Here is a 14,412-nt window from a genome sequence, read left to right on the forward strand (position 1 = left end):
GGGAGGGATGAAACGTAAGCTCGAAATCATTCGCAGTCTCATGCACAATCCGCAGATTTTGTTTCTCGACGAACCGACGCAAGGGCTCGACGCTTCAAGCCGGTCCTCGCTCTGGCAATATTTGCAGCGAGTGCGCGAGCAAGAAAACATTACGATTTTCCTGACGACTCACTATTTGGAGGAAGCCGAAGGCGCTGACCGCGTATGCATGATCAATCATGGAAAAATCGCCATGCTCGGCACGCCGGAAGAAATCAAAAACCGATTGCTCGACAACAATTACATGCATTTGGATGCCGAAAACCGCGCCCAATTGAAAGCCGAGCTGCAGGCAATCGGTGCGGATTTCACCGAAACGAAACGCCATTTGAAAGTATTTTACGAAGGCAAAACGCCGCAAGCGCTGCTCGCCCGGTTGAAAACGCCGCTCACGCGGCTTGAAGTGCATCAACCGACGCTTGAAGAAGCGTATGTTGATCTCATTGAAAACAAGGAGAGGAGGGAAGCGATATGATGTCGACCGCTGCAAGAGAAATCAACGCCGTCACGGCGATCGCTTTCCGAGAGCTGTTTCGCACCATCAAACGCCCGGTGCTTCTCAGCTTCAGCATCATTTTTCCGATGATTTTCATCGGCATCCTCGGGGGCAGCATGTCGCAAAACCTCGGCCAAGGCCTCGGTTTCAACTTCATGCAATTCATTTTGATCGGCATGATCGTCAACTCGCTCTTCCAGGGAACGGTCACCGGCATCACGTCGCTCGTTCAGGAGCGCGATCAAAACCTTACGCAGGAGCTGTTCGTCTCGCCGATCTCACGCTATTCGATCATACTCGGCAAAATCATCGGCTCGAGCGCCTCGAGCCTCGTCATGCTCATCGGCATTTTGATCGTCGGACTCATACTACAAATCCCGTTCGGCGGCTGGGACATCGTCCGCCTCTTTCTCATCAGCCCGCTGTTCTGTCTCGTCGGCGGCTCGCTCGGCATGTTTTTCATCGGCTTCGTCACCGACAGCCGTGTCGCCGATTTCGGCTCGTTCCTGCTCATTATGCCGCAAATGTTTTTGTCCGGCGCGATTATTCCGATCAACCATTCGACCGGCATTCTCGCGTTCCTGGCGAAAATCATGCCGATGACGTACGCCATCGACCTCGCCCGTGCCGTATTTTACTGGGGCGAACCGACGTATGAGGTGATCGTGCTTCACAATCCGTGGCTCGACCTCATAGTCATGGCGGGATTCTTCCTCTTGTTTTCGCTCGTCGGCACGTTCTTCTTTACCCGTCAAGAAAAGAACCGGTAATCCAAATCATCTTGTTCAAGAAAGGTCGATCTGCGATGGCGAAAATCTTAATTGTCGATGATGACGCATATATTCGTGAGCTTGCCGGTTTATTTCTGCGCAACGAAGGTTTTGACATTTATGAGGCGGAAGACGGTATGCAAGCGTTGGACATTCTTGAATCGGTGAAAGTGGATATGGCGATTCTCGACGTGATGATGCCGAACATGGACGGCTGGGATTTGTGCCGCGAGCTTCGGGCATTTGACAGCGACATGCCGATTCTCATGCTGACGGCGAAAGGGGAGACCGCGCAAAAGATCAAAGGCTTCGAGCTCGGCACCGATGACTACATGGTGAAGCCGTTCGAACCGCTGGAACTCGCGGCGAGGACAAAAGCACTCTTGAAACGATACAAGATCGCGGTATCGCAGCAAGCGTCGGCAGGTAAGCTCACACTCAACCGTAAAAGTTACGAAGTTTACCACGGGGAAGAGAGCGTGACGATCCCTTTAAAAGAATTTGAGCTGTTGTTTTTCCTTGTCGCGAATGCCGGCAAAACGTTTTCTCGAGAACATTTGATCGAACATATATGGGGCTACGATTACGAAGGCGACGAGCGAACCGTCGACGTTCATATCAAAAGGCTTCGACAGCGGTTTCCTGAAACGGAAAGCGGCGTAACAATTCGTACGATTCGCGGGCTCGGCTACCGTCTCGAGGTGAACAGCCTATGAAGAAAACGACACGTTTTTTGAAACATGCTATGGGATTCGTCGCGATCTTTTTTGGTCTCGGCGTTTGTTGGCTGCTCGCCTATTTCATTACTGTATGGTTTTACGATTGGACAGGCACTGAGCCGCACGGATTACTCCGTCAATTGATCGGGTCTTTCCTCGGATTTTTCATTTTCGGCACGGCGATGTTCACGATTTCCAAGATCGGAAGATTTCGAGAAAAGCGGATGGCCATCTTCCATTCTCTGACTGACGCCCTTGCGCAAATTGCCAGGGGGAATTTTGACGTAGATCTCGGGCATATCATTGATCCCGAGAAACATCCAGACCATCCTTTCGGACAGCTTGTGACGAGCATTAACGAGTTGGCAGTGGATCTCGGCGAAATGGAAAACATGCGGCAGGAGTTTATCTCGAATGTTTCCCATGAAATTCAGTCCCCGCTCACATCGATCAGCGGTTTTGCGAAGGCGTTGCAAGACGACAACATCAGCAAGGAAGAACGGCTGCATTACTTGCAAATCATCGAGACTGAAAGCCGCAGACTGAGCAGGCTGAGCGAAAATCTATTGAAGTTGACGTCGCTTGAATCAGAGCATCACCCGTTTGAACGAAAAAGATATCGTTTGGACCGGCAGCTGCGCAATTTGATTTTGGCATGCGAACCGCAATGGACTGCGAAAAATCTCGAGCTGAACGTCTCTTTGGATCAAGTGGAAGTCGATGCCGATGAAGAGTTGCTCAGTCAAGTCTGGTTGAATTTGCTTCATAACAGTATAAAATTTACGCCGGAACACGGCAAGATCACGGTGTTTTTGCGAAAGGCGTACGGTCGAGCGTCGGTGTCCATTGTCGATACAGGCATCGGCATGAACGAAGAAGTAAAAACGCATATTTTCGAGCGTTTTTATAAGGCGGACAAGTCGCGGAAACGTGCGGGAGGCGGCAGCGGATTAGGGCTCGCGATCGTGAAGAAAATCATCGACATGCATGAGGGGTCGATTGAAGTGAACAGCGCACCAGATAAAGGTACGGAAGTGATCGTCACGATTTCTTGTGCACCGGCTGTCCAATCGTGACATGGACTGTCACGATTTACGGATATACTGAAGATAGGTTGAAAGGAGCGGGTTTGAAGTGACGCATGATGCGCGAAACTTTTACGAGTACCATGTTTGGGCCAATAAGCGCGTTTTCGCTAAGGTGAAAGAACTGCCGGAAAATACGTGGCGGGAAGAGATGCAAAGCGTATTCCCGACGATCGAAACCGCTTTGATTCATATTTATTCGACCGATGTCATGTGGCTCGCTGTCATGCGCGGCGATTCGATGGAGGAGATCCAAAAGGTGATCGCGAAGGCGAACGAGGAAACCGAAAACCTTTCGCTCACCGAGCTTGAAGAGAAGTATGAAGCCGCCGCCGAGCAATACCGGGCCTTTCTTGACGGAAAAGACGACCTCGATGAACCGGCGGAGCCGGTTCATCCCGCCTTCGGCAAACTGACGACGCGGCTTTCCGAACTCGTCCGCCACGTCGTCAATCACGGGACGTATCACCGCGGCAATATCACGGCCATGATGCGCCAGCTCGGACATGCCGGCGCATCAAGTGATTATGTGTATTTTTTGTATGAGCAACAGCTGTAAGCTCTCCGTCTAGGCGGAGAGCTCTTTTTGTTTATAAATGGTCAAAGAACTTGTTTGTCGGTGCAGTTAAAAAGAATCAATGTTTAAATTGGCATATAGGTAGTAAGTGTCGGGAGGAGACAATTTTTACAATGGGAAGAAAGCCATCAAAGCGCAGGCTGCACTGAAACTAAGTGCCCAGTGCGTTGCAAGCAAAATCGTTAGGTTAAATCTTATGCCTGTTTTTTTAATAGACGAATGTCCCGCTTGTTATCGTGTGTTTCTTGAACAAGAACTTCCATGGAACCCTCAATACATGCTAGTTTCCCTGTGTTCCGTTCAATTTTTTTAGTATTTACGGCAACCATTTCTTGGATGGACGTGACTTTTTGATTTAAGTGCGAAACCTTTTGGTCCAAAATTGAAATCTGCTCTTTAATACCCATAATCGCTTCGAATATTTGATCTGAATCCACTTCTTCCTTCATCTCCCATTTAAAATTTGTTTCTTTTATTTTAACATGGTCGATATCCATGGTACTAGAGTCTTTTCGTCCTCCTATTTTTCTCCGTTATGTTTCGTGTAAAAGTACAAAAACCAAACCGCATGATTTTGTTCATCAAGCGCGGCGCGGGCGAAGGCATGACGAATGTACGGATTTTGTGCGCGATCAGCGATTTCGTTGTAAAAATCGACTGTCTTTTGCTCGTCTTCGACGGCGAAGGCGAGGGCCCTGCAATAGTCTTGCGGACATTCCTCGACGATTTCCGGCTTCGGATCCTCCCCAGTCACCTGCCCGTACATTCTAGCAAAAGTCCGGTAATGCCGCATTTCGTCTTTGCGGATTTCCAATATCCGTTCTTTTTCTTTTTCATTGTTCGCCAACGCGGCGATTTTTTCATAACATTTGATGGCGCTGTACTGTCCATTGATCGCTTTCGCAAGGTCATCGATCAACCCGGCTTTCGGCTTTTGATTCATCATTGCACCTATGTTTTGGCTAATGTAAGGATTGACGTTCTGATTCATCACTGGATTCATATACGGATTTGCATAAGGGTTGACGTTCTGATTCATGTACGTGCCGTCGTAAGGGTTTGCATGTTGCGTCAGCGGTGCATATGGTTGAGCGTATGGACTGATATTTTGATTCATTAAATCCCCCTCCAAGGAACAGATCTCTAACAATTTATGTGCAGCTGCCCAATCATGTGAGAGAAATAAACAGATGTTGCGCCTAGCTGCTCATCCAAACGATAACAATGAATGCCCTCATTCCTCTTCTTCAAACAACCGCATCCGGTAAGCATTCATCGCCGTTTCCCCGAGATGGTCGAGAAAACGATAGTTGGCAAATGCGCCGACGATCGCTCCAAAGCCTGGAATGAGTTGAAGCAGTTTCGCGAGGTCGATGTAATCGCGGTATTCCTGCTGCAGCTTTCGCCAGTCGACGTCTGAAAGCGTTTCATATCCCTTGATCGTTTCGTTCCAATTTTTCATTTGCAAAAACGTATCCCGCCGTTTTTCGTCGCTGGAAAAGGCGACTTGAAAGATGTATAAAATGTACAAGCGTTCGTGAAAGTCTTTCACGTCATAGCCGTACAAGCTTGCCGTGTCGAACAAAAATTTCATTTTGATCGACAACAACAGCGGAAAATCCGCCAGCCCCCATAAGAATCCCCCGGCACCTGTGCCCGCGCCTTCGGCTGCGGCCATCTGCTTATAGCGCTTCACTTTATTCCGCACCAATGCCTCTCGTTCCTCGAACGGCATTTCCTCAACAGGACTGCGCTTCGTCGTCCATTTCGAGCCGAACAGCACGGTTTGCACCATGCTTTTGATCGACTCGGTGACGACTTGATGCACGCGCTCGGGAATTTTTGCGTTGATTTTATTTTGCACCGCTTTCCCGACCTTCGAAAACGCGGTGTCCTTCGTTTTCATCATTTCTTGCTGCCACGCGAGGCAGGCTTCTTTCGCTTTCTCCATTTCATTCACCTCTGTCATTCTTTACGATTTCCGCCAGGCGGAAGTTTCACTCGCATCTACGACTCTAGTCCGAACCAAATTACAGCCGCAGCTTCTTATCGCTTTTTCCGTTTTCTTTTATGATGAAACCAAATCGAGAGGAGCTGAACGTATGACTCATTTATTTGTAAAAATTTTTGCGGGCTTGTCCGCGCTTTTTGCCGGTTGTGTCTTGGTGCAAATTTTTTTCGCAGGCCTCGCCGTTTTCGGCCAGCCGACGGCCTGGCTTTACCACACGACTTTCATTCATTTCTTCGAAATGATCCCGGTGTTGATGCTCATTTGCGCATTCATTGCTCGACTCCCCGGCCGCTTGCGCTGGATGTCCGTCGTGTTGATCGCGCTCATTTTCGTGCAGTATTTGACAGCGAACCTCGCTTCGACAGCACATTGGATCGGCGCGTTGCATCCGATCATCGCTTTCATGGTGCTCGGCGCGTCACTGAATGTCACGCAGCAATCGATTCGCGCAGCATGGGGGAAATCCTCCTGATGCCCGCTCGGCGGTCTCGACAAAGTTACGACTGCGGTCTGAATGAAAAACCCGTCCGCGGTGCGTTTTGCGAACGCGAAAATCGTTTTAAGCTGTAAATAACAACACGAAAGGGGGTCAATCACGGATGAATGGAAAAACCTTGGCCGGCATCGTCCTCGTCGCCATCGGCGGCATGATGCTGCTCGGTATGCTCGGTATTCACGTCGGCGGCTTGTTTCACTTTATCATCGCCGGCATCCTCATTTATTTCGGCATCAAGAAATTAAAGGAACATCATCAAGTGTCGGGCATCATCTTGCTCGTCATCGGCATCCTGTTTCTCGCCGGTGCGATACCGTTCCTGTTCGGTACGCTGATCGCTGTCGTCTGTATATTCTTCGGATGGCGGTTGATGAAACGGAACAGCTTTCACGGCGAACCGGCTCACGCTTATTGTTCGCCGCGTTATACACATGAGAAAGCGAACGACATCGACTTTGATAGTGATTTTGACAAAGAATGGAACGACATCATGAATCGCAAAAACGATAAGGAAGAAAATTAAGGAGGGCATCTGAAAATGGTGTTAAAAAGAATCGGAGACATGATCAGCGCGTCGCTTCACGAAGGACTCGACCAAATCGAAAACCCGCGCGTCATGCTCAATCAATACTTGCGTGAAATGGAACATGAAATCGCGAAAGCGAAACAGGCGATCGTCAAGCAGCAAATGCTGGAAAGAAATTTCGAGACGAAAATGAAGGATTCCAAGGAAGCCGCGACGAAACGTAAGAAACAGGCCGAATTGGCGTTTGATGCGGGCGAGGAAGATTTGGCGCGCGCGGCGCTTTCAGAAATGAAACATTACGAGGCGAAAGCCGGGCATTACGAAGGGCTGTATGAAAAAGCGACCGGGCAGGTCGCGGAGCTTAGAGCGCAATTGAGCAAGCTCGAAGAGCGTTACGATACGTTAAAGGATAAAAAGTATGCGCTGATCGCGAGAGCGAATGCGGCGAAAGCGAAGGAGCACATTCAGGCTTCATTGTACCGCGTCGATTCGGACGGCGCGTTCCGGGAATTCCAGCGCCTCGAGGACCGAATCGTAGAGATGGAAATGAAGGCGGACATGTGGACGGCGGGACGGAGCGGAGCGACGCGGGAGCGGAAGCTTGTGCACCTCGAATATGCTGAAGAGGCGGAGAAGGAACTGGAAAAACTGCGTGAGCGGAAAAGCGAGCGGAGCGAGGATGCGGAACGGACGCCGTAAGGCGTCCGGGTTTTCCGGATAAGGGGTGGAAGGAAATGAAGAAAATCGTCGGAATCGTGTTTATTTTAATTGGGATTTATATATTGAGCCACATCATGCTGAACGGGTGGTCCGGTTGGAGCGGCTGGAACGGCTGGCATGGTCGGTCAGAAGCGGCCGATTCGCAGTCGGCGGAGGTGGCGGGCGTGCACACGATATCCGTGAATGCGGCGGCGGGAAACGTTGAGATCATTCCGGTCGATAAACAGGAATTGTCGGCGGAATTGCACGGAGACGGGACGTTGAAGGTCGAGCGCAGCGGCAATGAAATCGAAGTGACCGTCGAACGCGACGGATGGTGGTGGCTGCCGTTCGAAAAGGATAATGAATTGCAAGTGTATGTGCCGGAAGATTACAATCGAAACATGGACATCGACTTTCATTTCGGTCATTTCGCCTTCGACGGCAAAGGCATGGACTTGAACGAGTTTCAGATAAAAATGAGCGCCGGCGACGCGACGGTGAAAAACTTGCATGTCGGCCGATTCGAGGAAGAAAGCTCGGCCGGGCGGATAACGATCGCGAATGTGCAAGCCGACGAAGCATCGTTCGACGTGAACGCCGGCGAAGTGGAGTTGTCGGACTATGAAGGCGGTTTTGAAGTCGACTTGGCCGCCGGCCGATTCGAAGCCGATGTTAACCGTCTTACGGGAGACGTTGACATCGACCTGAGCGCCGGCGAGGTTGAATTGGATTTGCCTGACAAGGCAGATTTTCGCTTGAAGACGGATGTCAACGCCGGCGATTTTATCAACGACTTCGGCGGCCGTTCCGGAGGAACCTACGGGGAAGGCGCGCATACGGTGACGATTGATATTTCCGCGGGCCGCGCGCATTTGAAATAGAGAGAATATGGAAGGAGGCGGACGCTTTGCGCCTGTTATGGAACCGGCTGATCGGGTTTCTCGTCGTTTTTATCGGCATCAGCATATGCGTGAACATCATTGGCATCAGCACGAGCTTTCTTGGGCCGCTGTTTTTGTTCGGCCTCGGGGTCATTTTTTTTAAACATGTGCATTTTTCAGTCGGATTGGTGCTGATTGGCCTCGCGCTTATGACTTTGTTCACTCATGTTTTTCATATCAATGTCGGCGGCTTGATCGTCGCGGTTTTCTTTTTGTATGTCGGCTATCGGCTCTTGACCGGGAAGGACATGCCTTTCAAGAGGGCACGGGACCGTCAGCGCGAAAAACAAGGGCCATGCGGGTGGAAACAAAAACGGAAGCCGAATGAAACCGAGGGGAAACCGAAACCGTCGGCAGAAAAAGATTGGATCGACGAAGAGATTGAACATTTGCGCGAAGAGGGCGATTCCTCGGCGAGCGGCACCCGTATGAAACCGCCGCGGTTTCGCAACTCGCTCATCGGCGATACGCATTTGCTCAGCGACCGGTTTGAGCTTGAAGATTTCAACGCGGCGAATGGCATCGGCGACGTGAAAATCGATCTCTCGAAGGCGATCATTCCCGAAGGCGAAAGCACGATCGCGATCAGCGGACTCATCGGCGACGTCGACATTTACATTCCATCGGATCTTGAAGTTTCGGTGGCGGGCTCGATCATTTTCGGGGATCTCGAAGTGCTCGGCCATCGGCAAGGCGGGTTCAACCGGCAAATGAACGTAACGACCAAACGGTATGAACAGGCAGCGCGCAAAGTGAAAATTTCCGTTTCCGTATTGATCGGCGACGTCGACGTGAGGCGCATATGAGCAAGCAGAAGCTGCTCAGCATTCAATGGCGGTTTTCCGGCTACATGGTTTGGATCGCCTCGTTTGTCGCGCTAGCCGAGTTAACCGTGGTGCTGCTTTATTTTCGTCTTGATTTTCGTGCCCTGCTTGTCAGCATTTGGTGGAACATCCCGTTAATTGTTGCGATTCTTGCCGGGGTAGTGCTTGTGGCGGCCTTTTCCGGTTACGTGTTCGGAAATATGATCAAAAAACGGCTTGAACGGCTCGTCGATGCGATCTTAACGTTTGAACGCGGGAATTTCGCCCATCGCCTCGAACCGCTTGGGGAAGATGAGATCGGCTGGATGGCGGATCATTTGAACGAGATGGCGGCGCGCGTGCAAAAGCAAGTCGCGTCGCTGCAAAAGTTGTCAACGGAAAAAGCGGAGTGGCGCGAGCAGCTGAAACAGGCGGCCGTATCGGAAGAGCGGCAGCGGCTCGCGCGCGAGCTGCACGATGCGGTGAGTCAGCAGCTGTTTGCGATTTCGATGATGACGTCGGCGTTGCGGGAGAATTTGACGGCGGTGGACGAGTCGACGAAGCAGCAAATCGCGACAGTGGAGAAGATGGCCGGGGACGCGCAGAGCGAGATGCGGGCGCTGCTGTTGCATTTGCGGCCGGCGACGCTGGAAGGGAAAGGCTTGGAGGAAGGGATCGAAGATTTGCTGCAGGAACTGCAGGCGAAACAGCCGCTCGACATTCGCTGGGAGATGGCGGACGTGCCGGAAATGCCGAAAGGCATTGAGGATCAGTTGTTCCGCATCGTGCAAGAGGCGATGTCGAACGTGTTTCGGCATTCGAAGGCGAGCTCGGTGACGGTTCGGCTCGGCGGGACGGGCAACAAGGAAATTACGCTGCGCATCGTCGACAATGGGCGCGGCTTTGACATGGAGGCGCGGCCGAAATCGTCGTCGTACGGGCTGCAGTCCATCCAGGAGCGGGCGGCCGAAATCGGCGGTGTCGCCGAGATCATTTCGTTCCCGGGCAAAGGCACGCAAATTGTTGTGAAAGTGCCGATTGTCGACGAGAACGAGCAGAAGGAGCGGAAGCCATGATACGCGTATTGCTGGTCGATGACCATGAAATGGTGAGAATGGGGCTCGCGGCGTATTTGCAATCGCAGCCCGATATTGAAATTGTCGGCGAAGCCGCCGACGGGTCGGAAGGGGTGCGAATGGCGTTGGCGTGCAAGCCGGACGTCATCTTGATGGACCTCGTCATGGAAGGCATGGACGGCGTTGCGGCAACGCGCGCGATTTGCGAGCAGCTGGACGATGCGAAAGTGATCGTCTTGACGAGCTTCATCGATGACGACAAAGTCGTCCCGGTCATTGAAGCGGGCGCGCTCAGTTATTTGCTGAAGACGTCGCGTGCCCAAGAGATAGCGGCTGCAATTCGCGCGGCGAGCCGCGGGGAGTCGGTGCTCGAGTCGAAGGTGACGGGCAAGGTGCTGTCGAACATGCGGCGCGCCGGGGAGGCGAAGCCGCATGAGCAGCTGACGGCGCGGGAGCTTGAGATTTTGCGGCTGATTGCTGATGGAAAGACGAACCAAGAGATCGCCGACGAGCTGTTCATCGCTGTAAAGACGGTGAAGACGCATATCACGAATATTTTCTCGAAACTCGGTGTCGAAGACCGCACACAGGCCGCGATTTACGCGCACCGCAACGGCCTCGTCCCTTGAAAAACATCCTCTTGTGATGAAGAGGATGTTTTTTCGTTGTAGCGTAAAGAGCTGGAAACGTTTTTGAGGATTTTCGGTCATTTCGAATGAGAACGGCGCTCTCGCCAAAAGCTAAGCGAGAGGTGAACAAAAGATGAAACCGTTTATGCCGAAACTGATCTACGTCGAGCCGCGCGCGCTTGAGTACCCGCTCGGCCGCGAGCTCGTTGATAAATTTACGAAAATGGGATTGGAAATCCGCGAAACGACGTCGCACAACCAAGTACGGAACATTCCCGGAGAAAATGAGTTTCAAAAGTATCGCAACGCGAAGGCGACGCTGGCGATCGGTGTACGGAAGACGTTGAAGTTCGATACGTCGAAACCGTCGGCGGAGTATGCGATTCCGCTTGCGACCGGCTGCATGGGGCACTGCCATTATTGTTACTTGCAAACGACCCTCGGCGCCAAACCGTACATTCGCACGTACGTGAATTTGGATGAAATTTTTAACCAAGCTTCTCAATATATTAAGGAAAGGAGCCCGGAAATCACCCGCTTTGAAGCGTCTTGTACTTCCGATATCGTTGGGATTGATCATTTGACCCATTCGCTGTACAAAGCGATTGAATTCATTGGGCAGACGGAACACGGACGTCTTCGTTTCACGACGAAATATGACCATGTCGAGCATTTGCTCGACGCCGAACATAACGGGAAAACGCGGTTTCGGTACAGTGTCAATTCCGAGTATATGGGCAAATATTTCGAGCCGGGCACATCGAAAATGAGCGAACGGATTGCGGCAGCGGTCAAAGTGGCGGAAGCCGGTTACCCGCTCGGTTTTGTTGTCGCTCCGCTGTACCGGCACGAAGGATGGCAGGAGGGCTACGAGCAACTTTTTCATCAATTGGACGAGGCGGTACCGGTGAAAGCTCGAGAAAATTTGACGTTTGAGCTGATCCAGCATCGGTTTACAAAGCCTGCGAAGCGGGTAATTGAAAAGCGATATCCGAAATCAAAGCTGGAAATGAACGAAGAGAAGCGGCGTTACAAATGGGGCCGTTACGGCATCGGAAAGTACGTATATCCGAAGGATGAGGAAGAGGAGCTGAGAGAGACGATCGAATCTTATATCACGCGCTATTTCCCAGAAGCATCCATCGATTATTTCACTTAAGCGGGGGAATGCGTGTGTAACTGAGGTTGTCAAAAGCATTTTGGCAGCCTTTTTTTAGTCGGAAAAAATGGGGGGATTGCCATGTTCTCGTCGTTGAAAAAATTCGTGATCGGCCGGCCGCTGAAGACGGAACACTTGAAAGACGAAAAACTTGCGAAGTGGAAGGCGCTGCCGATCTTATCGTCGGACGCGCTTTCATCCGTTGCCTACGGGCCCGAGCAAATTGTCACTGTTCTCGCCTCCGTTGGCGCTGCCGCGCTCTGGTTTTCACTGCCGATCGTCGGCGTCATCATTTTTTTATTGCTCATTCTCGTCTTGTCTTACCGGCAAGTCATTTTCGAATATCCCGACGGCGGGGGCGCCTACATCGTTTCGTCCGACAACCTCGGCAAATTCGGCGGCCTGACGGCCGGCGCCGCATTGCTGGTCGACTATATTTTAACCGTTGCCGTCAGTGCTTCTTCGGGCGTCGCCGCGATTACATCCGCTTTCCCTGGCTTGCGCCCGCATCACGTCACCATTGCCGTCTTTTTCGTCTTGCTCATCATGGTTTTGAACTTGCGCGGCGTGCGCGAGTCCGGATGGATTTTTTCCTTTCCGACGTACTTGTTCATCATCGGTGTCTTGGCGCTCGTTGCTGCTGGTGTCGTCAGCTTGTTGACCCATGGCTTGCCAAAAAACGTTCCGCCGGTTACGAACCATTTGCCGGAAGGGTTGACATTGTTTTTGCTCATGCGTGCTTTTTCTTCCGGATGTTCATCGGTCACCGGTATCGAAGCGATTTCGAATGCGACGCCGAACTTTGAAAAGCCGGTTAAGAAAAATGCTGCTGCGACGTTGCTTGCCCTTGGTTTTTTGCTGGCGGTTTTATTGTCTGGGGTGACGACGCTCGCGTATCTTTTTCATACAGTTCCAGAGCATGCCACGGTGCTTTCTGAACTCGCCAAGCAAGTGTTTGGACAATCGTTCATGTATTATTACGTTCAAGGCGCAACCGTGCTCATTTTGTTGTTGGCGTGCAATACGAGCTTCTCGGCGTTTCCGATTCTCGCTTCGATGATGGCGAAAGATAAATTTTTGCCAAGGATGTTCACGGTTCGTGGAGACCGCTTAAATTATTCCAATGGGATTATTTTTCTCGCGATGGCCGCGATCGTTTTGGTTGTCGCCTTCGGCGGGAGCGTCGACCAACTCATTCCGTTGTATGCCATCGGCGTTTTTTTGTCGTTTACGCTCGCTCAAGTGGGGCTCGTGCGCCGTTGGTTGAAGAAAAAACCGAAAGGCTGGCGGAAGAAGTTCGTGATCAACGCGTTCGGAGCGGTGATGACCTTCTTTGTGCTGATGATCTTCGCTGTCACGAAATTTTCCGAAGGGGCATGGATTGTCGTGTTTCTCATTCCAACACTCATCGTCATCTTGAACCAGATTCGCAGCCATTTTGATGCCGTTGGCGAGGCGTTGAAAATCGACATTGAAGAGGATAAGACAGAGACGGTGAAACACCGGATCATCATTCCGGTCGGCGGGATCAGCAAGGTTGTGCAAAATACGATGAGCTATGCGAAGTCGCTTGAAGGAGAAGCGGTCGCGCTGTACATCGGCTTTACGCAAGAAGCCGCGGAGCGGATGGAGAAAGAATGGGAAGCGTGGGGGCCGGGAATTCGGCTTGTGACGACGGTGTCGCGGTACCGGAGTATCATCGATCCGCTGTTTCGTTTCATCGATCATCTTGAGGAAGAGGAAGGACGGCTGCGGGTAACCGTGCTCGTACCGGAAGTGATCACGAAACGATGGTGGCAAAAAGCACTGCATAACCAAACGGCGATGATGATTCGCTTGAAACTGTTGTTTCGAAAAGACGTGGTTGTCGCGACCGTCCCGTTTCATTTGGATCGTTGATAAAATTTGTTTGGCGGTTCGCGTGGTGAGCCTGGCGCTAACGGACATGAGATCTTCTTAGAAGTGAAATACGAGCGTTTGAAAAATGTAACGGACATCAGATCCTCTTAGCGGCAGAAATTTTGTGAAAAGGAAGATAAAAAGTGCGCTAAGGTGACGAGATGTCCGTTAGAATAAATATGTCGTAAAACGGGTGCGCTAAGAGGACGAGATGTCCGTTAGAACTTTCCGGCCAGCGGCCGAAAAACCTGCTCACCACCCAGGATCGTGATCCCAACTCGTTTTCTTGCCGATTTGTAAAGCGTCATGGATCAGCTTGCGCGATTGTTGGTCGCGCAAGATCTCCTCTCGGAGTTTCTCCATGTCGTATTCCTGCGCAATCCGCTCCAGAAAAGCATCCACCTGCTCGCGATACTCGGGCTGCCGAGCGAGATTATGTAACTCATGCGGATCTTTCTCCAAGTCGAACAACAGCGGCTCGCAC

The 14,412-nt window shown here is 51.4% G+C and carries 18 protein-coding genes; 14 read left to right on the forward strand and 4 right to left on the reverse strand.

Going from position 1 to position 14,412, the window contains the following annotated elements:
* The 5 genes from VFK44_03915 to VFK44_03935 all read left to right on the forward strand — a co-directional run.
* On the forward strand, window positions 1–514 hold a 514-nt coding region (locus VFK44_03915; protein ID HET7627517.1), incomplete at its 5' end, for an ABC transporter ATP-binding protein.
* Complete coding sequence (locus VFK44_03920) at window positions 511–1,305, forward strand: ABC transporter permease (protein ID HET7627518.1); 795 nt, start codon at window positions 511–513, stop codon at window positions 1,303–1,305. The genes VFK44_03915 and VFK44_03920, both read left to right, overlap by 4 nt.
* Before the next feature lie 35 nt (window positions 1,306–1,340).
* Complete coding sequence (locus tag VFK44_03925) at window positions 1,341–2,021, forward strand: response regulator transcription factor (GenBank protein HET7627519.1); 681 nt, start codon at window positions 1,341–1,343, stop codon at window positions 2,019–2,021.
* On the forward strand, window positions 2,018–3,100 hold the full coding sequence (locus VFK44_03930) for a HAMP domain-containing sensor histidine kinase (protein ID HET7627520.1): 1,083 nt from the start codon (window positions 2,018–2,020) through the stop codon (window positions 3,098–3,100). Before VFK44_03925 ends, VFK44_03930 begins: the two co-directional genes overlap by 4 nt.
* A 58-nt stretch (window positions 3,101–3,158) precedes the next feature.
* A complete protein-coding gene (locus tag VFK44_03935; GenBank protein ID HET7627521.1) occupies window positions 3,159–3,668 on the forward strand; it encodes a DinB family protein in 510 nt (169 codons plus the stop codon).
* 212 nt (window positions 3,669–3,880) lie between these two features.
* On the opposite strand, the gene VFK44_03940 is transcribed toward VFK44_03935, so the two are convergent.
* The 3 genes from VFK44_03940 to VFK44_03950 all read right to left on the reverse strand — a co-directional run bounded on the left by VFK44_03940 (window position 3,881) and on the right by VFK44_03950 (window position 5,655).
* Window positions 3,881–4,183, reverse strand: coding sequence for a hypothetical protein (locus VFK44_03940; GenBank protein ID HET7627522.1), 303 nt, complete (start codon window positions 4,181–4,183; stop codon window positions 3,881–3,883).
* 23 nt (window positions 4,184–4,206) lie between these two features.
* Window positions 4,207–4,803 carry a ferritin family protein gene (locus VFK44_03945; GenBank protein HET7627523.1) on the reverse strand — a complete coding sequence of 199 codons (597 nt, stop codon included), beginning with the start codon at window positions 4,801–4,803 and terminating at the stop codon, window positions 4,207–4,209.
* 117 nt (window positions 4,804–4,920) lie between these two features.
* Window positions 4,921–5,655 carry an EcsC family protein gene (locus VFK44_03950; protein HET7627524.1) on the reverse strand — a complete coding sequence of 245 codons (735 nt, stop codon included), beginning with the start codon at window positions 5,653–5,655 and terminating at the stop codon, window positions 4,921–4,923.
* Between the two features lie 133 nt (window positions 5,656–5,788).
* Here VFK44_03950 and VFK44_03955 point away from each other — a divergent pair, with 133 nt between their 5' ends.
* From VFK44_03955 to VFK44_03995, 9 genes are all read left to right on the forward strand, one after another.
* The gene (locus VFK44_03955; GenBank protein HET7627525.1) at window positions 5,789–6,169 is read left to right on the forward strand and encodes a DUF6220 domain-containing protein; all 381 of its coding nucleotides are present in this window, start codon (window positions 5,789–5,791) and stop codon (window positions 6,167–6,169) included.
* A gap of 127 nt (window positions 6,170–6,296) precedes the next feature.
* Window positions 6,297–6,716 carry a hypothetical protein gene (locus VFK44_03960; protein ID HET7627526.1) on the forward strand — a complete coding sequence of 140 codons (420 nt, stop codon included), beginning with the start codon at window positions 6,297–6,299 and terminating at the stop codon, window positions 6,714–6,716.
* A 15-nt stretch (window positions 6,717–6,731) separates the two neighbouring features.
* Window positions 6,732–7,418: a PspA/IM30 family protein gene (locus VFK44_03965; GenBank protein HET7627527.1), complete on the forward strand. Its 687-nt coding sequence runs from the start codon at window positions 6,732–6,734 to the stop codon at window positions 7,416–7,418.
* Between the two features lie 35 nt (window positions 7,419–7,453).
* Window positions 7,454–8,302 carry a DUF4097 family beta strand repeat-containing protein gene (locus tag VFK44_03970; protein HET7627528.1) on the forward strand — a complete coding sequence of 283 codons (849 nt, stop codon included), beginning with the start codon at window positions 7,454–7,456 and terminating at the stop codon, window positions 8,300–8,302.
* Between the two features lie 26 nt (window positions 8,303–8,328).
* Window positions 8,329–9,168: a cell wall-active antibiotics response protein LiaF gene (liaF, locus tag VFK44_03975; protein ID HET7627529.1), complete on the forward strand. Its 840-nt coding sequence runs from the start codon at window positions 8,329–8,331 to the stop codon at window positions 9,166–9,168.
* Complete coding sequence (locus VFK44_03980) at window positions 9,165–10,241, forward strand: sensor histidine kinase (protein ID HET7627530.1); 1,077 nt, start codon at window positions 9,165–9,167, stop codon at window positions 10,239–10,241. Before liaF ends, VFK44_03980 begins: the two co-directional genes overlap by 4 nt.
* Window positions 10,238–10,870 (forward strand): response regulator transcription factor, encoded by a 633-nt coding sequence (locus VFK44_03985; GenBank protein ID HET7627531.1) that lies wholly within the window; start codon window positions 10,238–10,240, stop codon window positions 10,868–10,870. Before VFK44_03980 ends, VFK44_03985 begins: the two co-directional genes overlap by 4 nt.
* Window positions 10,871–11,003: 133 nt before the next feature.
* The gene (gene splB / locus VFK44_03990; protein ID HET7627532.1) at window positions 11,004–12,029 is read left to right on the forward strand and encodes a spore photoproduct lyase; all 1,026 of its coding nucleotides are present in this window, start codon (window positions 11,004–11,006) and stop codon (window positions 12,027–12,029) included.
* An 81-nt stretch (window positions 12,030–12,110) separates the two neighbouring features.
* Complete coding sequence (locus VFK44_03995) at window positions 12,111–13,928, forward strand: APC family permease (protein HET7627533.1); 1,818 nt, start codon at window positions 12,111–12,113, stop codon at window positions 13,926–13,928.
* 252 nt (window positions 13,929–14,180) lie between these two features.
* Here VFK44_03995 and VFK44_04000 read toward each other — a convergent pair.
* The coding region (locus VFK44_04000) for a hypothetical protein (protein HET7627534.1) at window positions 14,181–14,412 on the reverse strand (232 nt) is incomplete at its 5' end.

It is taken from the genome of Bacillales bacterium (assembly GCA_035700025.1).
In the GTDB taxonomy this organism is placed as follows: Bacteria; Bacillota; Bacilli; order Bacillales; family DASSOY01; genus DASSOY01.

Bases quoted from the DNA above. Each gene is read 5' to 3' on its own strand.
- VFK44_03920 (HET7627518.1), top strand. From the start codon at position 511: ATGATGTCGACCGCTGCAAGAGAAATCAACGCCGTCACGGCGATCGCT.
- VFK44_03925 (HET7627519.1), top strand. From the start codon at position 1,341: ATGGCGAAAATCTTAATTGTCGATGATGACGCATATATTCGTGAGCTT.
- VFK44_03930 (HET7627520.1), top strand. From the start codon at position 2,018: ATGAAGAAAACGACACGTTTTTTGAAACATGCTATGGGATTCGTCGCG.
- VFK44_03940 (HET7627522.1), bottom strand. From the start codon at position 4,183: ATGGATATCGACCATGTTAAAATAAAAGAAACAAATTTTAAATGGGAG.
- VFK44_03945 (HET7627523.1), bottom strand. From the start codon at position 4,803: ATGAATCAAAATATCAGTCCATACGCTCAACCATATGCACCGCTGACG.
- VFK44_03950 (HET7627524.1), bottom strand. From the start codon at position 5,655: ATGACAGAGGTGAATGAAATGGAGAAAGCGAAAGAAGCCTGCCTCGCG.
- VFK44_03955 (HET7627525.1), top strand. From the start codon at position 5,789: ATGACTCATTTATTTGTAAAAATTTTTGCGGGCTTGTCCGCGCTTTTT.
- VFK44_03960 (HET7627526.1), top strand. From the start codon at position 6,297: ATGAATGGAAAAACCTTGGCCGGCATCGTCCTCGTCGCCATCGGCGGC.
- VFK44_03965 (HET7627527.1), top strand. From the start codon at position 6,732: ATGGTGTTAAAAAGAATCGGAGACATGATCAGCGCGTCGCTTCACGAA.
- VFK44_03970 (HET7627528.1), top strand. From the start codon at position 7,454: ATGAAGAAAATCGTCGGAATCGTGTTTATTTTAATTGGGATTTATATA.
- VFK44_03980 (HET7627530.1), top strand. From the start codon at position 9,165: ATGAGCAAGCAGAAGCTGCTCAGCATTCAATGGCGGTTTTCCGGCTAC.
- VFK44_03985 (HET7627531.1), top strand. From the start codon at position 10,238: ATGATACGCGTATTGCTGGTCGATGACCATGAAATGGTGAGAATGGGG.
- splB (HET7627532.1), top strand. From the start codon at position 11,004: ATGAAACCGTTTATGCCGAAACTGATCTACGTCGAGCCGCGCGCGCTT.
- VFK44_03995 (HET7627533.1), top strand. From the start codon at position 12,111: ATGTTCTCGTCGTTGAAAAAATTCGTGATCGGCCGGCCGCTGAAGACG.